Origin of the sequence: Aeromonas sp. R5-3 (assembly GCF_040908225.1) — a bacterium.
In the GTDB taxonomy this organism is placed as follows: Bacteria; Pseudomonadota; Gammaproteobacteria; order Enterobacterales; family Aeromonadaceae; genus Aeromonas; species Aeromonas dhakensis.
Map to the genome: position 1 here is coordinate 176,649 of NZ_JBFODH010000008.1, position 18,554 is coordinate 195,202.

Below are 18,554 nucleotides of genomic sequence, written 5' to 3' on the forward strand. Positions count from 1 at the left end.
CCTGGGCGTCAGTAGCCCTCCTCCTGCTCCGCCTTCAGCCGCGCCTGGCGGGCCAGGGCCTCCTCCTCGGCGCTCTCGATTTCGTGCAGTACGGCGTCAAGATCCACCCGCTCGTTGCTCTCTTCGAACAACCCGGTCAGTTCGCTGTCGGGAGTGAGCTTGCCATCTTCATAGAGGGCCCACATCTCCCTGGCGTAACGGGTCTTGAGCAGCTCGGGGGCATACATGCCGTAGTAGTTGCGCATGTTGTCGACGTCCCGCTCCAGCATGGCCTTCGCCTGGTTGTTGGCGGCGGCATCCACCACCTGGGGCAGATCGATGATGACGGGCCCCTCTTCATCCACCAGCACGTTGAACTCCGACAGGTCGCCGTGAATGAGGCCGGCGCAGAGCATGCGCACCACGTAGCGGATCACCCTGGCGTGGTCGGCCAGCGCCTGTTCGCGGCTGAGGGCCACGTCGTTGAGGCGGGGCGCCACGTTGCCATCGGCATCGGTCACCAGCTCCATCAAGAGCACGCCGTCGAGGCAGACATAGGGCCGTGGCACCCGCACGCCGGCGGCGGCCAGCTTGAACAGGGCATCCACCTCGGTGTTCTGCCACACCTCTTCGTGCTGCTTGCGGCCGTACTTGGAGCCCTTCTCCATGGCGCGGGCATCGCGGCTGCTGCGCACCCGGCGCCCTTCCTGATAGACCACCGCCTGCTTGAAGCTGCGCTTGGCTGCCTCCTTGTACACCTTGGCGCAGCGGATCTCGTCGCCGCAGCGCACCACGTAAACATCGGCCTCTTTGCCGCTCATCAGCCGGCTGATCACCTCGTCAACCAGGCCGTCGTCAACCAGAGGTTGGATTCGATTTGGAGTTTTCATGCCCGCCCTTTCACCCTGTGTGCGCCCCCGAAGATAGCCTCTTCCGGTGCGCTTGCCTATTCCAGATTGTGCCGTGTCACCGGCGCCCGGGCGCCGGTCCTTCCATTGCGTCAGTTTTCGGGGGGCAGGTCGCCGCGGATCCGCTTAATGCCCTCTTCGTAGAAGCCCTCGTGCCCCTGAGGATGCTCCATGGTCTCGAAGATCTTGAGGAACCACATGTACTGCTCCGGGTGCTGGCGCAGCTGCTGCTCCACCATGTCGTTCATGGCGCGAACGTCGGCCTCCAGATCGGTGCCTGGGTAGGGATCAAAGGGGGCCTCGATCTCCAGCCGGTAGCAGCCCTCCTCCTCGTCATAGCAGGCGAGGATGGGCACCGCCTTGGCGCCGGTCAGCTTGACCAGCTTGGGCAGGGCCGGCAGGGTCGCCTTGGGGTGGCCGAAGAAGGGCACGAAGATGCTGGCCTCACGGCCGTGATCCTGATCCGGCAGGTAGAAGAAGCTGGCGCCGCCGCGGATCGCCTTGATGGCCGGCTTGATGCCGGCACTGCGCTCATACACCTTGCCCCCCTTGGCCCGCTCGCGGTTGATGTACCAGTCGAAGACCTGATCCTTGGCGCTCTTCATCATGGTGCACATGGACATGCCCCGGATGGCGAAGTAGCGGCCTATCATGTCCACCGCCCAGGTGTGGGGCACCACCAGGATCACCGGCCGGCCGGCGGCCTGCTCTGCCTCGATGTGCTCCCAGCCGCGCACCTTGATGCGGCCGGCCAGGTGATCGGCGCTGCGCAGGGTCAGCTCGGCAAAGCCCATGAAGGTCTTGAGCCCCACCCGGATCGATTTGAGCAACAGGGCCTGACGGCCCGCCTCGTCAAGCTCGGGAAAGCAGATCTTGAGGTTGGTGTCGGCGATATAGGCCTGCTTCCTGGACAGACGCAGCAGGGGGGGAGCCAGCCGGTCGGCCAGCCGGTCGCGCAGACCATGAGGCAGCAGCCCCAGCAGGCAGAGCAGGCCGAGCGCCAGCCAGCTGCCCCACCAGCGCGGATGGAGCAGACGGGGATGAAATGAGGTGTCGAAAACCGGATCGTGTGAGGACATGGCCGCCATCAAGTCATAGAAAATAAACGGTTATTTTAATTATCCTGACAAAATTTTCCACTTTGGGCTGGCGCGGGCCCGGTTGGGGCAGGCGCCGGCTCGACGCCTCGCCCAGCCAACCGGCAGAGTGCCAATAAAAATGGCCCCGCAGGGCCATAGTTCCAACAAGGAATTGCTCATCAGGAGAGCGGCTGCAACCCGCGGCGGATCCGCTGGATCCCCGCCTCGTAGCGGCCATCCAGCCCGACCTGATCCTCGCGGGTATCGAAGATCTTGAGAAACCACATGTACTGGCCCGGATCCCGGCTGAGCTGCTGCTGCACCATGTCGTTCATCCGGCAGGTGTCGGCCATCACATCGTCGGTGGGATAGTTGTCAAAGGGGGCGTCTATCTCCAGCCGGTAGCAGTGATGCGCCTCGTCATAGCAGGCCAGCAGCGGCACCGCCTTGGCGCCGCTCACCTGCACCAGTCGCGGCAGGGCCGGCAGGGTTGCCTTGGGCTGACCGAAGAAGGGGGCGAAGATGCTCTTCTCGCGGCCATGATCCTGATCCGGCAGATAGAAGAAGCTGTTCCCCTCCTTGATGGTGCGGATCACCGCCTTGATGCCGGCGCTGCGCTCATAGACGCGGCAGCCATTGCGGGCACGGGCACGGTTCAGATGCCAGTCGAACACAGGGTTGCGCGCCCGTTTCATCATGGTGCACATGGGCACCCCGCGTTGTGTGAAGTAGTAACCGGCCGCGTCCACCGGCCAGCTGTGGGGCACCACCAGGATCACCGGTCTGCCGGCCGCCTGCTCCGCCTCGATATGTTCCCAGCCAGTGACCCGCATCCGCTTCATCAGATAGGCGGGGCTGCGCACCGAGAACTCGCCAAAGCCGAGCAGGCTCTTGAGGCCGACCCGGATCGAGGTCATCAGGATGGCGTCGCGCTCGGCCTCGCTCTTTTGCGGGAAACAGAGGGCCAGGTTGGTTCTGGCGATGTAGACCTGCTTTTTCGAGATGCGAAACACCAGCGGCGCCAGGGCGGCGGCCAGCCGATCGCGCAGCCTCACCGGCACGAAGGCCAGCAACATCAGGACGCCAAGCGCCAGCCAGCTGAACCAGTAACGCGGATGCAGGAATCGGGTCTCGAAACGAGAGTCAAACACGGGATCATGGGAAGACATGGATGGGGTCAAGCATGGGAAAGGGAGCTGCATTGTATTCATCCTGACAGGTAATACCAGTTAAATTCATCATGGCTTTGGCGAGAGGGCCACCCCAGTCGGGGCCAACAAAGCGGGCAGGTTTGCGCAGGCAAGCCCATAAAAAAAGCGCCCCACCCGAGGTGGAGCGTCTTGTCGTCATCTGTTCGGTGGCGTCCGTCTTGTGCGGACCTGCTCACCGGACCCTTTATCCCGGCCCTCTTGCGGCCATTTCCTAGCGACGAACCATGCCGGATGCCAGCTCGTCGCTGCCCAGCGGCAGGAAGAACATCAGGTAGCGCAGGGCCACGTAGCCGACGATCAGGGTGGCGGCGCCCAGTTCGAAATGGGCCAGCAGCCGGATCTGCTCGACGTACTCGGCTGCCTGGGGCCACTGCTCGACAAGATGGCTCACCTTGAACAGGGCGGTGGCACCGATCACCAGCGGGAAGGTGAAGGCGGCATAGCCCGGCGAGAACGGCAGACGCAGCAGCTTGATGAAGGCCAGGTAGATGATGCCGGTCATCAGCACGGCGATCCCCAGCAGCACGGCTACCAGCAGCAGAGACGGCTGCTCGCTCACGGTCAGGTAGCCGGCCAGTGACAGGCTGGCGGGTGCCGCCAGGATGGCGATGGTCGGTTTGGCGGCATCCGGTACCTCATGGCTGAAGATGAGGCGATAGAGCATCAGCGGCAGCATCAGACCGTAGCAGAGCATGCCGAACCAGAGCAGGCCGTTGGCCAGCGCGGCATATTGGCCGCCCGGGAAGGCGACGTCTGCGACTATTATCCCCACCGGCGGCACGAACCAGCTCGGCACCATGTGGTGGATCTCAAACTGTTTGGCCCGATGCCAGACGAAGGTGGCCAGGAACCCCAGGTGCAGCAGCACCGCAAACAGCCAGAGCCCCTCCCCCAGACCGGCGTTGAGCATGCCGACCGCCTTGGAGACCACCATGGTGCCCATGGCATAGGTGGGCACCACGCTGCCGACCACGGGGTGAGCCAGATCCTGCCACAGCAGGCGCGGGTGCAGCAGAAACTTGAAGGTCAGGATCACCAGCAGCACGGCGGCAACGGCGGCACCCAGCAACTGCAGGCGGCCATCGAAGTGACCGGCATTTTCCCAGCACCAACCGAGACTGGCGATCCCGAGCGCCAGTCCTGCCATGGGGGTCGGAGCAGCGGCCAGGGATTGACGGGTTCTTGCGATCATGTCTGAAACCTCATGTGAGAGACGATGGGCATAGGATAATGAGCGGCCATCGTTTACGATATCTAAATGAATTAAATCAATCGTTCAGAATTTCCAAACATGAAGCTGACCCTGCAACAACTCAAGGTCTTTGCCACCATCGCCCGTTACGGCAATCTGGGGCTGGCCGCCAATGAACTGTGCCTGAGCAAGGGCGCCGTCTCCCAGTCGTTGCAGGAGCTGGAGCGTCAGCTCGCCACCCCGCTGTTCGATCGCATTCACCCCAGGCTGCAGCTCAACAACGAGGGGCGCCTGCTGCAACCGGCGGCCGAGGAGCTGCTGACCCGGATGCAGGATATCGAGACCCTGTTCAGCCCGGATGCCGAACCGAGCGGCCAGCTGCGTCTGGGCGCCAGCCAGACCATAGGCAACTACCTGCTGCCGGCCCTGCTCGCCACCAGCAAGCAGGAGCTGGGACAGCCGCCCAGGGTCACCATCACCAACACCCACCAGCTCTGCCACCTGCTGGCCAACTTCGAGCTGGATCTGGCGCTGATCGAGGGGGAGAACCACCACCCGGACCTGGTCAGCGAGCCCTGGCTCCACGACGAGATGCTGATCGTGGCCCAGCCCGCTCACCCCCTCGCCGGCCGCCATCGCCTCTCCCTCGCCCAGCTGAGCGATGAGACCTGGGTGCTGCGCGAGCCCCAGTCCGGCAGCCGCGAGCAGTTCGAGCAGCAGATCCAGCCCGAGCTGCCGCGCTGGCAGGCGGGGCTAGAGCTCAACACCCTGGAGGCGGTGATGCTGGCGGTCGAGAAGGGGCTCGGTATCTCCTTCATCTCCCACCTGGCGGTGTCGGATCGGCTGCAGGCGGGCCGTCTGGTGGCCCTACCCCTCGCCCGCCGCTTTCCCCGCCAGCTCTCCCTCATCTGGCACCGGCAGAAGTATCACTCCGCCGCCCTGCGCCGCTTTCTGCAATTTTGCCGCGCCCAAGAGGATGTGTTGTCCAGCCAGATCAGCAGCACCTGAGCCAATGGGATGATCGGGCAGCCTATTGCCCGGCATGGCCCTTGCCGCCAGGTATCGGCAGCAATGGAAGAGGGAGAGCCCTGGCTCTCCCCCTTGGTCATTCTGCCTTGTGACTCAGCGTTTCGCGGGCTGCAATCCCCGCTCGACCCAGCCCAGCACCTGTCTGGTCAGTGCCTGCGGCACCCAGGGGGAGTCGGTGATGCCCGCCCTCACGCAGGCGGCAAAGTGATCCGCCTCGTGCTGCATGCCACCGCCCGCCACCGGCAGCGCGATGTCCTGGGGCCAGGCCGGCAGAGGTTCACCACCAAGCCAGACGATCTGCTGGGGGTTCCACCACTTGCCCACCAGCTCCAGCGCCCAGCCGGGCCCGGACAGCCAGGCCGACTTGTCGAGATCCTCGACGATGGAGGCCACCAGCTCGGCCTTGAGCGGGCCGGCAAAATCAAAGCGGGCGGCTTCATCCACCTCGCCCTCACGGCGAGACAGCGTGACCTCGGGCTCACCCGCCGCCAACCCCAACTGGTGACAGAGGGCGGCATAGAGCCAGAGCGGGTAGACCCCCACATCCCAGGCGGCGCCGCCATCCAGCGCCGGATCGAACAGCTTGCCGTCCCGCGTCTGCACCGAGCCGAAGGCCGCCTTTAGCCTGTCGGGGGCTGGCATGGCCGACAGTCGCCCCAGCAATGCGCGCATGGCGGGGAAGCACATCACCTTCATCGCCTCCATCAGCAGCAGGCTCCGCTCGGCGGCGAGCCGCACCAGCCGATCCCAATCTGCGACGCGAGTCACCGCCGGTTTTTCCACCAGCACGTGCTTGCCCGCCAGCAGCATGCGTTCGATCAGGGCAGCGTGCTCCGGGTGGATCACCGCCACGTAGACCGCCTCCACCAGGGGATCCGCCGCCAGCGCCTGATAGCTGCCATGGGCGTGGGGCAAGCCCTGCTCGTCGGCAAAGGCCTGCGCCCGCGCTTGATCACGGGCGGCGATCGCCACCACCCGGCTGCCACTGGCGTGTCCGTTCACATCCTGACAAAAACGGCGGGCGATCGCCCCTGCGCCGGCAATACCCCAGCGCAGCGGCTGCTCGCTTGTTCTCTCTTGCATCCCTGTCTCCTTATGCGCTCTGCCGGTCAATCATCATGCCTGCGCCAGGCTGCGCAACCAGCGGATCTCGTCGCCCCAGATGGACTCGTCAATGGTCTCCAGGATCAGCGGAATGCCGTCGAAGCGATGGTCATTCATGATGTGATGGAACACCGCCTCCCCCAGGTTCCCCTCGCGCAGGCTGTGGTGACGATCGACCCGGCTGCCGAAGGTGCACTTGGCGCCGTTGATATGCATCCCCTTCAGATACTGGAAACCCACCGCCCGGTCGAACTCGGCAAAGACGGCAGCACAACTCTCCGCGGTGCGCAGATCGTAGCCGGCGGCAAAGGCGTGGCAGGTGTCAAAGCAGATGCCGACCCGGCTCTTGTCTTCCACCCCGTCGATGATGGTGGCCAGGTGCTCGAACGACCAGCCGAGGTTGGTGCCCTGGCCGGCGGTGTTCTCGATCACCGCCGTCACCCCTTCGCTACGCTCCAGCGCCCAGTTGATGGATTCGCTCACCAGCTTGAGGCTGGCCGCCTCCGGGACCTGCTTCAGATGGCTGCCCGGATGAAAATTGAGGTAGCAAAGCCCCAACTGCTCGCAACGCTTCATCTCGTCCAGAAAGGCATCGCGGGACTTGGCGAGGCCATCGGGGTCGGGATGACCCAGATTGATGAGGTAGCTGTCGTGGGGCAGGATCTGCTCGGGGCGAAAGCCCCCCTTCTCGCAGGCCAGCTTGAAGGCGCGAATGCTGGTCTCGGAGAGCGGCGCCGCCTGCCACTGGCGCTGGTTCTTGGTAAACAGAGCGAAGGCGTTGGCCCCGATGGCCTGAGCGCGGGCGATGGTGTTCTCCACCCCGCCGGCCGCACTGACGTGGGCTCCGATAAATTTCATCACATCTCCTCTGCACTGTTGCTGGGTCTGGCCGCGCAGCAAAGGGGCGGCCAACCCGTGTGGGGCGCCATTATGCCAAGCCACCCGGCCGGCGCCAAACCGGGATTGTCGATGGCAGCCATAGAGAGACCCGCCGCAGGTGGGGATTAGCGTCAAGCCATCAATCGGCTGCGTCCATCCCTGCCCGCGTCGCCAGGCCATCGCGCGGGCCGTCAGGGCCCAGCGCTGACGCCAGGATGCCGCTCAGCCACTGGATGAAGGCCTGCACCCGGGGGGCCAGCTGACGGCGATGGGCATAGAGGGCGTGAATGGGCAGCGGCGGCGCCTGCCACTTTGGCAGGATGGCCACCAGCTCGCCGCTGGCCAGCAGTGGCTCCACCCCGACTCGCGGCTGCTGGATGATGCCAAGCCCGGCCAGCGCCGCCGCCAGATAGGATTCGCTGTCGTTCACCGTGAGCGCCCCGCTCATCGCCAGCACGGCGCGCGAGCCATCCGCCTGCAGATACTCGAAACCGCTCTCTCTGGGCCCGCTGCTGCTGCCGTAGTGCACCAGCCGATGGCCGCTCAGCTCGCTCAGGCTGCGGGGCGTTCCGTAGCGGGCCAGGTAGGCGGCGCTGGCGCAATTGATCTGGCGGTAGTGGCCGAGGGGGCGCGCCACCAGACTTGAGGGCTCGAGCGCCCCGACCCGGATCACGCAGTCAAACCCCTCTCGCACCAGGTCGACCCGCCGGTCCGTGCTGCTCAACATCAACTGCAAGGCGGGATGCGCCGCCAGAAAAGTGGGTAGCGCCGGCATCACCAGATGGCGGGCCATCCGGCCCGGCATGTCCACCCGCAGCTGGCCGCTCAGCTGCCCCTGCTGGCGAAACAGCCCGTTGAACTCCTCCATGTCCGCCAGCAGATCCTGACAACGGGCATAACAGAGCCGGCCATCCGTGGTCAGCTGCACCCGCCGGGTGGTGCGCTGCAGCAAGCGGGTGCCCATCTGCTCCTCCAGCCGGCGGATGGCCGCCGAGAGCGTCGCCTTGGGGACTCCTAACTGTTCGGCACTGCGGGTAAAGCTCTCCAGCTCCGCCACCCGTACAAACATCCTCATCGCATCCAGTTGATCCATGGCGCCATTGTCTCGCTAATCGGAACAGTGCATTCATTATCGCCTTATTTATCCAATCAACAACGGGCAATAGAGTGATCACACCGGCTCATCCCGAGCCCATGACCACAGACAGGAGTCCTCTCATGACCCATCCCATCGCACTCATCACCGGCGCCAGCCGCGGCCTTGGCAAACAGGCGGCGTTGGCCCTCGCCGCCCGCGGCGTCGACCTCATCATCACCTATCGCAGTCAGGCCGATGAAGCGGCGGCCGTAGTGGCCGAGGCGACCGCCCTCGGCGTCAGGGCCTATGCCCTGCCCCTCGATGTGGCCGACAGCAGCAGCTTTGCCGCTTTCGCCAGCCAGGTGCGCGAGCAGCTGGGCGCGTGGCAGCGGGATCGGTTCGATTTTCTGGTCAACAACGCCGGCATCGGCATTCACGCCAGCATCGAGCAGACCAGCGAGCAGCAGTTCGACACCCTGTTCAACGTTCACCTCAAGGGGGTCTTCTTTCTGACCCAGCAGTTGCTGCCGCTTCTGCGCGATGGCGGGCGCATCCTCAATCTGTCGAGTGGCTTGACCCGCTTCGCGCTGCCCGGTTATGCCGCCTATGCAGCCATGAAGGGAGGGGTCGAGGTGCTGACCCGCTATCTGGCCAAGGAGCTGGGGCCGCGCGGCATCGCCGTCAACGTGGTGGCGCCGGGAGCCATCGAGACCGATTTTGGCGGGGGTGTGGTGCGGGACAATCAGGCGGTCAACGACTTCATCGCCAGCCAGACCGCGCTGGGCCGGGTGGGCCAGCCGGAGGACATCGGTGGCGTCATCGCCGCCCTGCTCTCCCCCGACAGCCGCTGGATCAATGCCCAGCGCATCGAGGCCTCCGGCGGCATGTTCCTCTAAGGCGTCCGCTCACCGATACCGAGGTCTCTCTGGGCCGCCTGGGTCTGACCGCTGGCGGCCTGGTGAGCCTCGGGCAGGTGCGCCGCCAGGGTAGCCACGGCGTCGACATCGACCCGCCCCTGGCTCGCCAGCTGTTGCAAGAATGCGAGCGCCGCGTCGGCGCTCAGCCCCGCCCGGTAGGGTCTGTGCTGCACCATGGCCTGGAAGATGTCGGCCACCCGCAGGATCCTCGCCTCCAGCGGCATCGCCTCGGCGGTCAGGTGGAAGGGGTAGCCGCAGCCATTGGGCTCCTCGTGATGATAGGAGGCCCACAGAGCAATCTCCTCGAAACCGTCAATGTGGCGCAAAATCTGATAGGTTTCAAAGCTGTGGGTGTTGATGATGGCCCGCTCCCGCTCATCGAGTTTTCCCGCCTTGTCGAGGATCTCGTCGGGTACCCGCAGCTTGCCGAGATCGTGCAGCAGCCCGGCGATCTCCAGCTGCTCACAGCGCCCCTCCTCAACCCCCATCCATTGGGCCAGCCGCCGCGCCAGCCTGGCCACCCCGAGGGAGTGGGCCACGGTGAAGGGGCTCTTGGCATCGACGATGGCCGAGAAGATGCGTGCCAGCTGCTTGAGCTCGCCGTTGCTGGTGAGGCAGGGCTCCCGCTCGCTCAGCATGCCGCGCATGTAGTCGGTGATGGCGCGCCCCTCCAGCTGCAGCCAGAATGCCTCCGGCAGGGAGGCCCGCAAAAATGCCGCCACCAGTTCGGGGTCGAAGAACTCGCCGGCGCACGCCTCGATCCGCTGCCGGATCTCCTGGGTATGCATCAGCAGGGAGCCGTCCCCATAATGCGAGGCCGCCAGGGCATCGACCCGGTCCACCAGAAAGATGAGGTTGGCCTGGCGCCGCACCGTGGCTGTCACCCCCTGCTGCAGAACAAGTTGATGCCAGTGGGTATGGTGATAGCGGATGGGCTCCGCCAGCGGGGCCAGCGGCGGGAAATCCTTGAGCAGATCGTAACCGACCTCGCAATGACGCTGGGAAGACTCCCAGTCGAACTCGCTGACCAGATGGCTGTGGATAAAGGTGGAGGAGACGCCGATGTCGTGCAGCACCCCCAGCTCGAACAGGCAGGCCTGCTCGCTCTGACCGGCCCCCAGAGCCTTGCCACACTCGGCGGCCATGATGCCGACCCGCTTGCCGTGTGCCACATCGCCGATGCCGACCAGATCCAGCGACGCCGACAGGGCATATACCAGCTGGCGCAGATCAACCTGCTGGGCAACCAGCCCGCCGCAGCGGGGATGAGAGCTGTTGTGGTGCATGATGCGCTTCCACCTCTGCCAAGGTGATAGATCCCTCTTCGGGGCCGCGTAAACATATTGAATCTAAACCAGATTGCCCCTCCCGCCGGTTTGCAGCCGCCATCCGCACACGCTAATTGACAAAAAGATGAGTTGGATCAATCCGGCAAGTGCCATGCCCGGATGCGGCGCGGGTCGGCCCGGCAGACGGACAAAAAAACGGGCCCCGCCAGTTGGCGGGGCCCGTCGAGGCGATGGATTGGGTTACAGTGTCTTGCCGCCCGAGCTTATCACCGTCTGGTACCAGTAGAAGCTGTCCTTCTTGAGGCGGCGCAGGGAGCCCCCCTGCTCGTCCCGCTCAACATAGACGAAGCCGTAGCGCTTCTGGTAGCCGTTGAGCCAGCTCAGGATGTCGGTGAACGACCAGGCGCAATAGCCCAGCAGCTCGACCCCGTCCTGCAGCGCCTCCTGGCACGCCTTGACGTGGCTGCGCAGATAGTCGATGCGGTAGTCGTCGTGCACCCTGTCCCCTGCCGCCAGCTTGTCGAACTCGCCGAGGCCGTTCTCGGTGATCATCAGCGGCAGGCCGTAGCGGGAGGAGAGCCGGCGCAGAGCGATGCGCATCCCGGTCGGGTCGATGGCCCAGTCCCAGTTGCTGGTCTCCAGGTGCGGGTTGGGGGCCGTCTTGTAGAGGCCGGGAATGCCGCTTGGCGGCGTAGTGCCCTTCTTGCCCGTGGTGTTGATGCGCTGCATCGTCTGGCCGCCGAGCGGGTTGTCGGTATAGGTCAGGGTGTAGTAGTAGTTGACGCCTATGTAGTCGGGGGTTCCTTCGCGCAGCAGCTCGAGATCGCCCGGCAGGATCTGGGGCGCCTCGCCGGTCTCCCGCAGGTAGGCGAGCGCCGCCTGGGGGTAGCGGCCGAAGCAGTAGGCATCCAGCCACCAGAGGTTGGTGAACTCCTCGGCATTCTCGTAAGCCAGCATGTCTTTGGGATCGCACGAGGCCGGATAGGCGGGAGAATAGGCAAAGCTTGGGCCGATCAGCCCCCCCGGCACGTGCTGGCGAAACGCCTTGATGACCCTGGCGTTGGCCACAAACGCGATGTGGTTGGCGGCAAAGAAGCGCTTGCGGTCTTGCACTGCAGGCGGATGGGTGCCGAGCTGATAGGCGTTGGTCAGGTTGTAGTTCTGTTCGTTGAGCGACACCCAGTACTTCACCTTGCTGGCAAAGCGTTGGTAGAGGGTCACGCAGTAGCGCTCGAAATCGGCGATGATCCGTCTGTCTTCCCAGCCGCCGTATTCGTCCTGCAGCGCCTGGGGCAGGTCCCAGTGATAGAGGGTGAGCACCGGCTCAATCTGGTGGGCCAACAGGGTGTCGATGAGTTTTTCATAGAAGGCGAGCCCCGCCTCGTTCACCTCGCCACGGCCGGTCGGGTAGATGCGCGGCCAGCTCACCGAGAAGCGATAGGCCTTGAGCCCCATCTCGGCCATCAGCGCCACGTCCTCCTCCATGCGGTGGTAGTGATCCACCGCCACGTCGCCGTTGCTCCCCTCAAAGGTCTTGCCCGGCAGCTTGGTGAAGCGATCCCACACCGAGGGCCCCTTGCCATCGGCGTCCCAGCCCCCTTCCACCTGATAGGCGGCAGAGGCGGCGCCCCACAGAAAATCTTGCGGGAAGTCGTTGAACTTGTGGTGATGCATCTGGGGTTGCTCCTTCTGCGGCGGTGGCGCTGGCCACCTTGATCGCACCGACTGGCGGTGCCCAATGGAATTGGCATTAGCATCGAACAGTTCTAAAATTCCGTCCAATGACAAATTTAACCATTTAACATTCCAAACAGGAATCACAGGAGCCGACATGGAGTTGCGGGATCTGAAGGCCTTCGTCACCCTGGGGGAGGTATTGCACTTCGGTCAGGCGGCGGTGCGCCAGCACGTCACCCAGTCGGCGCTGAGCAAGCAGATCCGCCGGCTGGAAGAGGAATTTGGCGGCGAGCTGTTCGAGCGCAATGCCAGCAGCACCCGTCTCACCGTGCTGGGGCGCGCCCTCTATGAGGATGCCCGCGCCCTGGTGGCGGCCAGCGAGCAGCTAGCACGCAGCGCCCGCGACGTGCTGGCTGGCAACAGCGGCACCCTGCGCATCGGCTTCGGGGTCGCCACCAAGCTGCTGGTGCCCGCCGCCATCGCGCAATTTCGGGCCGAACGCCCCCAGGTGACCATAGAGCTCAACGATCTCTCCACCCACCATCAGTTGCTGGCCCTGAGCGAAGGCAAGCTGGATCTCGGCTTCTGCCGCCTGCCCGCCCCCAAGGGGTGGCCGTGTCTGCCGGTGGTGCGGGCCCATTTTGTCGCCGTGCTGCCCGCCAGTTACGCCGGCGTGAGCAAGCTGGCTGATCTGGTGGACAAACCGCTGGCGATCCTGCGCCGGGACAAGGCCCCCTCGTTTTACGATCACCTGATGCACTACCTGGCCCAGAGCGGGCTGCGTTTTCGCGATATCCAGTACGTCAACGACTTCGCCGCCGGGGTCGCCACCGCCGCCGCTGATATCGCCTGGACCCTGGTGCCCTCCTCCACCACCATAGAGCACCCGGACGTGCTGACCCTGCCGCTGACCGAGGGGGAAGCCTGCTGGACCATAGGCCTTATTCGCCCGCCCCACAGCAAGGGGCCGCTGATCGACGCCTTCTGGCAGACAGTCGCCAGCATGAGCGAGCCGGACCTGCCATAAGGTCAAAGCCCGGGCAAGGTCGCGATGCAGGGAGTGACGCGCCGCTACAGCGCCGGGCCAGGACGCTTCGCGGCGCACTCAGGCCCGGCCCGCTCAAGCAGTCGTGCCAACCCCGCCACCATCTCTCTGCCCGTCTCGCTCGCCTTGTAATGCGCCGCCGCATGCAACCTGGCATTGTCCCCTATGGCCATGGCCACCGCAGGGGCCTCCTGCAGCGCCGCCAGCACGCGCGCCAGTTCATCGGCGCTGTCCGGTTGATATTTGCGGCAGTTCACCCCGTCGGTCAGGTGGCGATCCCACCAGGCGCCATCCGCCGGAATGACCACGCACAGGCCGGCGGCCATGGCCTCCAGGATGGAGAGGCCAAAGGGCTCCTGATGGCTGGTGGAGACGAAGATGCCGCAGCCGGCCCTGATCTCGTCAAGGTTGCCGGGGTTCTCATGCCAGCGGGTATCGGGCAGATCTGGCCGGGGTTCGCTGCAAGGCTGCAGTATGTTTCTCGGTTGCAGATAGCAGACGGTCAGCGGCGCACGGGGCTCGGCAAGCTGCTGATGCGCCGCCAGCATGGTCTCCAGCCCTTTCCACTTGAGCAAGGAGGCGGCCCACAAGATGCCGGATCCGCCGGTCGTGGCCGTGGGCCAGCTCGCCTCGCACAGCCCGTTGATGAAGGGCTGCCAGCGGGGCGGAAAGTCGCGCTCGCCAAGGCGGGCGATCAGGGCCGAGAGCGAGGGGCGGGCGGCCTCCAGATAGAAGACCTGGCTGGCGCGCCACAGGGCCCTTGCCGACATGCCGGAGCAGCCCACCGGGCCGTGAATAAGCTGCACCACCGGGATCCCCGCGATCCGAGCCGCCCAGTAACAGCAGAGATCCACCCCGGGGCCGGAGGCCGCCAGCAGGCCGCGCACCTCCCCCAGCCGCCATATCAGCCAGAGGATCATCAGGGTCTGCCACCCCTGTTTGAGCAGATACCCCAAGCCCGACTCGCGCCCCCGCAGCAGGGCGGGCACCCAGAGCGAATGGTGACGACATCCGGGCCAGGAGTCCAAGTCCGGCGTCAAAACATGCAGCGCCAGGGCCGGCAGGCGGTCGGCCAACCCCGCCAGGATCACCTCGGTGGCCACCTTGGAGCCGCCGCGAAAAGAGATGGGATCCACCACCAGCAGCGTCTCCCCCTGCCCGGCCTTGCCAGCAGTCGACTCATGGTGCGACTTCATGATGGTGCTCCTTCATCCGACCCGATCGCCGCCCTGCGCCCGCCAAGCAGCTCCCCTTCCCCCGCCAGACCCACCCTGGCCAGCAGCCGCTGGCCGAGCCAGCGCACCATGCGCCCATAGGGGGGGAGCGCGGGATTGTCCCAGCGCCCCGAGAGGGTCGCCGACCAGAGCTCGCTCACCTTCTCCACATAGCGTTTGACCGTGAACAGCTGGCTGGCGCGCAATTGCCCCGCCCGCCCCAGCCGGTAGCGCAATCCGGCATCGCCCAGCCGCTGCCAGTGGGCAGCCATCTGGCGCCAATCACCAGGGTCGGCCAGAAGGCCCGTCACCGTGTGTTCCACCACCTCAGGGATCCCCCCCACCCGATAGGCACTGACCGGCAGCCCCAGGGTGCCGGCCTCGGCCAGGGTCAGGCCGAACACCTCCTCACGGGCACCGGAGACCAGCAGATCCACCCCGCCGCGCAGGATGGCGGCGCTGTCAGGCCGCTCGCCGAGAAAGTGCACCCGCTCGGCCACTCCCAGTTCAGCGGCCAATGCCGTGAGCGCGGCCAGCTCGGGGCCGCTGCCAATCACCAGCAGCTGCGCCTTGCCCCCCTGAGCGCAGAGCTCGGCCAGGGAGCGGATCAGCAAGTCCACCCCCTTGCGCTTGATCAGCGACCCTATGGTGGCCAGGATCAGCTCCCCCGCCGGCAGCCCGGGCAGGCTGCTGACGGGCCAAGGCGCGTCACGATTGAGCCGCCCCCCATCCACCCCGTTGGCGATGTGAACCAGCCGTCTGTGCTCGCAGCCATCCTCCCGCCAGGGGGCCAGCACCGGCTGGCTCACCCCGATCAGCACGTTGGCCTGATGCACCCGCAGGGTAAACCTGTCTCTGGGCTGATAACGGGCGTGCAGATGGCACACCAGCGGCACCTTCATCTTGCGGCACACCCCGGCCAGCCACTGGCAGGGGGCGGCGCTGTTGGCGTGCACCAGGGTGATGCCGTGCTCGCTTATCAGCGCCTGCGCCCGCTGGCACAGGGCCCGGTGGGCGGCCAGATCGAAGCGGGGGGACTGCCAGCCCAGCAGCAGGGCAAAGGGCTCGACCACCGCCTTCACCCCGAGCAGGGCGGCCTCCTCTGCCAGCTGCTGGCTGTTGCACCAGAGCAGGGGGGCAAAGCGGCTGCGATCGAGGTGGGCCAGCAGATCCAGCAGGCAGCGCTCGCTGCCACGGATCCAGTTCTCGCCGTAATGCACCAGCAAAATGGGGGTTGCGCTCATGACTCTGCTCCCTTTTCCTGTTTATCCCGCTCCGCCTCGGCCATGGCCATTTCCGCTTCCCTGGCCTGCCGGACATATTTGATGGCTGCCACCGCCAGCGACAGCTCCAGATAGATGGGCCAGGTAAAGCCCTGGGTCAGGAAGGACCCCGAGATGACGAACCCCACCATGCTCGCCATCACCCCCTGCATGGCTGTGACTACTGCAGGAGGCATGCCATCCAGGCGGCAGTGCCACGCCCGGTAGAGGGTCACCGCCACCATGCCGACAAACAGGGTCAGCCCCACGAAGCCGGTCTCCGCCAGTACCCCGAACCAGGTGGAGTGCACCGCGTGGTTGAGGCCGTCCCAGTGGGGGCTGTAGAAGAAGTAGTTGTAGTAGAAGTTGGAGAGCCCCACCCCGATGAGCGGATGGGCCAGCGCCATGCCCCAGGCGGCCTGCCAGGCATAAAGCCGCCCCATGGCCGAGGCATCCACCCCGCTCTCCGCCGCCCCGCCGGAGGCCCTGTCGCTTATCCCGGCGGCGGCGAACAGCACCAAGAGCGCCAGGGTGCCGCACAGGATCAGCACGGTTTTCGACTGCACCCGCTGCCAGGCAAAGAGGCCGCTCACCGCGCAGATCCCGAGCAGGCCGCCTCGACTCTGGGTGGCGATGATGGCGGCGGCCACCAGCACGAACCCCACCGCCCCCAGGATGCGCCCGGCCAGACCGTTGCCCCGGTTGAGCAGCAGGCTCAGGGAGAAGCCGGCGGGAAACAGCAGCACCAGCGCCAGATCGTTGGGATCCCCCAGCACAGAGCCGAGCTCGCGCCCTATAGTGACCCGGGTCCCCTCCACCAGCCCGATGCCGCTGCTCTTGTTGTAGAGCGCCACCAGCGCCACCATGCAGCCTGCCACCACGAAGGCCCGCACCGCCAGGGCGAAGTCCTCTGGCCTTCTCACCAGCCAGGCGGTGGCCAGCGTCATCAGGTAGATCTTGCTGTAGCTGCCGGTCCAGGTGGCGATCGCCTCCCCCCGGTTGCTGGCAAACAGCACCCCGATGGAGACGACGATGAAAAAGGCGGTCAACCAGCTGAGGGGCTGGCTCCAGTAGGGCCTGATGCGGCCGGTGAGCAGGGTGTGCCAGATCAGGGCGCCGATCGCCGCCAGCGAGAAGAGCAGCGGGATCTTGAGGGGATAGAGCTGGGGAAACACCTCGTGCAGCCGGAAAAACGAGAAGGTAACGAACCCCAGCACCATCAGAAACGGCCAGCGCAGGGCAAACCAGATGGCGGGAATGGCCAGCCCCAGCACCGGCAGTAGCAGCGGGTGCGGCAGCCGCCACCAGAGCCCGGCCACCAGCAGGGTGGCGGTCAGCCCCCAGAGGGCGTGGCTCAGGCGGCCCATTGCCCTGCCCACCACTGGCCGAGCCACATCATGGCAAGGGAGCCGGCACCACTCGCCCACAGCGCCGAGAGGCGGTAAGGCAGCGGCAGCAACCGCTGGCTCACCAGATAGAAGGCGAGCGCCCGCACCAGGTAGACCAGCAGCAGGGTCCAGATCACCCCGGCCACCCCGAAACGCGGAATGGCAAGCAAAAAGCCAAGGACGCCGAGCAAACTGCATCCCAGATTGATAACCATCTGGGCCTTGCTCTCCTCCCCGCTGAAGCAGCCGACGTTGAGCAGATCAGAAACGTTGCGCACCGCCATCCCCAGCACCAGCAGCGGGATATAGGCGATGGCCCCGTGATAGCTCTCTGGAGTGAGCCAGCGAATAAGTAGGGGGGCGGTGAGCCCCACCACCCCGGCGGTGGCAAACCCCAGCACGGAGCCCAGCACGCTGTAGTGGGCGTTGAGGCGCAGGCCGTCCGGCTCCTTGAGCAGCATGAAGCGGCGCGGATACCACCAGAGGGCGAAGGGCTGCAGCAGAAGCCCCACCGCCAGCGCCAGCTTGCCCGCCACCGCGTAGTAGGCCAGCAGCGCCTCGCCGACGTGCTCGGCCAGCAGCCAGCGATCCAGCCCGCTCAGGGCAAAGCCCGCCAGCCCGCTCACCACCAGCGGCAGGCCGTAGCGCAGCAGGGGGCGGTAGTGTTGCCAGTCAAAGCGGATGCCGCCATCGCGCCACTGCCAGAGGCTCAGCAGCAGCGCCAGCGCGACACAGGTGAGGGTGCCGGAGGCAAGCACTCCGCTCACTCCCCAGCCAAGCCAGAGCCACCAGGCGGTCAGCAGGGACTGGATCACCGCCTTGCCGGCGGTGGCCATGAAGAAGAGACGGGCCTGATTGCGCATCCGCAGCCAGGCCAGCGGCACCCCGATCACCCCCTCGAACGGCAAAGCGCTGAGCACCCAGCGCACATCGGCAAGGCGGGTTTCGGTTGGCAGCAGCCGCTGCACCAGGGGCGCCAGCCACCAGAGCAGCACCAGGCTGGCCAGGGCGATGAGCCAGACCAGGCCAAACACCCGCGCCACCACCTGCTTGCGCTCGCCCTCATCTGCTGCCATCCCGGCGAAACGATAGAGGGCGTCCACCAGCCCGAACCCCAGGATGAGGGAGCCCAGGTTGATGATGGTCAAGAGCACCTCCAGCTGACCATACTCCCGCGGCGCTAGCAGGTGGGTCAGCACCGGCAGCATCAGCAGGGAGATCCCCTTCATCAGCAAGAGGCCGGCGGCGTAATAGAGCATGGCTATCTGGTTTACTCCGAGTCTCATAGGGCCTCCCAGCCACC

Annotated in this window: 16 protein-coding genes; 3 read left to right on the top strand and 13 right to left on the bottom strand. The window is 65.7% G+C overall.

All coding sequences use genetic code 11. The features are described 5' to 3' along the window. Positions 1–8 precede the first annotated feature (8 nt). The 4 genes from AB5Y95_RS03695 to AB5Y95_RS03710 all read right to left on the bottom strand — a co-directional run bounded on the left by AB5Y95_RS03695 (position 9) and on the right by AB5Y95_RS03710 (position 4,369). On the bottom strand, positions 9–869 hold the full coding sequence (locus AB5Y95_RS03695; protein ID WP_017782756.1) for a PA4780 family RIO1-like protein kinase: 861 nt from the start codon (positions 867–869) through the stop codon (positions 9–11). Between the two features lie 110 nt (positions 870–979). Further along, positions 980–1,975, bottom strand: a complete 996-nt coding sequence (locus tag AB5Y95_RS03700) for a lauroyl-Kdo(2)-lipid IV(A) myristoyltransferase (RefSeq protein ID WP_192897156.1) — start codon at positions 1,973–1,975, stop codon at positions 980–982. A gap of 170 nt (positions 1,976–2,145) precedes the next feature. Then, positions 2,146–3,135 (bottom strand): lauroyl-Kdo(2)-lipid IV(A) myristoyltransferase, encoded by a 990-nt coding sequence (lpxM, locus tag AB5Y95_RS03705; RefSeq protein ID WP_010633861.1) that lies wholly within the window; start codon positions 3,133–3,135, stop codon positions 2,146–2,148. Positions 3,136–3,388: 253 nt separating this feature from the next. Continuing rightward, positions 3,389–4,369, bottom strand: coding sequence for a TDT family transporter (locus tag AB5Y95_RS03710; protein ID WP_019840565.1), 981 nt, complete (start codon positions 4,367–4,369; stop codon positions 3,389–3,391). 99 nt (positions 4,370–4,468) lie between these two features. Between AB5Y95_RS03710 and AB5Y95_RS03715 the strand changes: the two genes are divergently transcribed. After that, entirely contained in the window at positions 4,469–5,377 is a 909-nt protein-coding gene (locus tag AB5Y95_RS03715) for a LysR substrate-binding domain-containing protein (RefSeq protein ID WP_123246210.1), read from the top strand. 114 nt (positions 5,378–5,491) lie between these two features. Here AB5Y95_RS03715 and AB5Y95_RS03720 read toward each other — a convergent pair whose 3' ends face one another. The 3 genes from AB5Y95_RS03720 to AB5Y95_RS03730 form a co-directional block, all read right to left on the bottom strand. Then, positions 5,492–6,481, bottom strand: coding sequence for a Gfo/Idh/MocA family protein (locus AB5Y95_RS03720; RefSeq protein WP_368159526.1), 990 nt, complete (start codon positions 6,479–6,481; stop codon positions 5,492–5,494). A gap of 33 nt (positions 6,482–6,514) precedes the next feature. Then, positions 6,515–7,360, bottom strand: coding sequence for a deoxyribonuclease IV (gene nfo, locus AB5Y95_RS03725; RefSeq protein ID WP_368159527.1), 846 nt, complete (start codon positions 7,358–7,360; stop codon positions 6,515–6,517). Positions 7,361–7,520: 160 nt separating this feature from the next. After that, positions 7,521–8,474 (bottom strand): LysR family transcriptional regulator, encoded by a 954-nt coding sequence (locus AB5Y95_RS03730; RefSeq protein WP_042889003.1) that lies wholly within the window; start codon positions 8,472–8,474, stop codon positions 7,521–7,523. A gap of 125 nt (positions 8,475–8,599) precedes the next feature. Between AB5Y95_RS03730 and AB5Y95_RS03735 the strand changes: the two genes are divergently transcribed. Then, positions 8,600–9,355 carry an SDR family NAD(P)-dependent oxidoreductase gene (locus AB5Y95_RS03735; RefSeq protein ID WP_368159528.1) on the top strand — a complete coding sequence of 252 codons (756 nt, stop codon included), beginning with the start codon at positions 8,600–8,602 and terminating at the stop codon, positions 9,353–9,355. Here the strand turns inward: AB5Y95_RS03735 and AB5Y95_RS03740 are convergent. Together AB5Y95_RS03740 and AB5Y95_RS03745 are read right to left on the bottom strand one after the other, a co-directional pair. Beyond that, positions 9,352–10,662, bottom strand: coding sequence for an HD-GYP domain-containing protein (locus AB5Y95_RS03740; protein WP_368159529.1), 1,311 nt, complete (start codon positions 10,660–10,662; stop codon positions 9,352–9,354). The two genes, AB5Y95_RS03735 and AB5Y95_RS03740, sit on opposite strands and share 4 nt — an antisense overlap. A gap of 243 nt (positions 10,663–10,905) precedes the next feature. Then, positions 10,906–12,339: a glycoside hydrolase family 1 protein gene (locus tag AB5Y95_RS03745; RefSeq protein WP_368159530.1), complete on the bottom strand. Its 1,434-nt coding sequence runs from the start codon at positions 12,337–12,339 to the stop codon at positions 10,906–10,908. A gap of 157 nt (positions 12,340–12,496) precedes the next feature. Here AB5Y95_RS03745 and AB5Y95_RS03750 point away from each other — a divergent pair, with 157 nt between their 5' ends. After that, positions 12,497–13,369 carry a LysR family transcriptional regulator gene (locus tag AB5Y95_RS03750; RefSeq protein ID WP_219325676.1) on the top strand — a complete coding sequence of 291 codons (873 nt, stop codon included), beginning with the start codon at positions 12,497–12,499 and terminating at the stop codon, positions 13,367–13,369. Between the two features lie 44 nt (positions 13,370–13,413). Here the strand turns inward: AB5Y95_RS03750 and AB5Y95_RS03755 are convergent, their stop codons facing one another. From AB5Y95_RS03755 to AB5Y95_RS03770, 4 genes are read right to left on the bottom strand one after another with little or no spacing between them, the layout of a single operon-like run. Then, entirely contained in the window at positions 13,414–14,583 is a 1,170-nt protein-coding gene (locus tag AB5Y95_RS03755) for a glycosyltransferase family 4 protein (protein ID WP_368159531.1), read from the bottom strand. Then, positions 14,580–15,845, bottom strand: coding sequence for a glycosyltransferase family 4 protein (locus AB5Y95_RS03760; protein WP_368159532.1), 1,266 nt, complete (start codon positions 15,843–15,845; stop codon positions 14,580–14,582). Before AB5Y95_RS03760 ends, AB5Y95_RS03755 begins: the two co-directional genes overlap by 4 nt. Beyond that, positions 15,842–17,230, bottom strand: a complete 1,389-nt coding sequence (locus AB5Y95_RS03765) for an O-antigen ligase family protein (RefSeq protein WP_368159533.1) — start codon at positions 17,228–17,230, stop codon at positions 15,842–15,844. The genes AB5Y95_RS03760 and AB5Y95_RS03765 overlap by 4 nt, the downstream gene beginning before the upstream one ends. After that, positions 17,218–18,537, bottom strand: coding sequence for a lipopolysaccharide biosynthesis protein (locus AB5Y95_RS03770; RefSeq protein WP_368159534.1), 1,320 nt, complete (start codon positions 18,535–18,537; stop codon positions 17,218–17,220). The genes AB5Y95_RS03765 and AB5Y95_RS03770 overlap by 13 nt, the downstream gene beginning before the upstream one ends. Positions 18,538–18,554 lie beyond the last annotated feature (17 nt).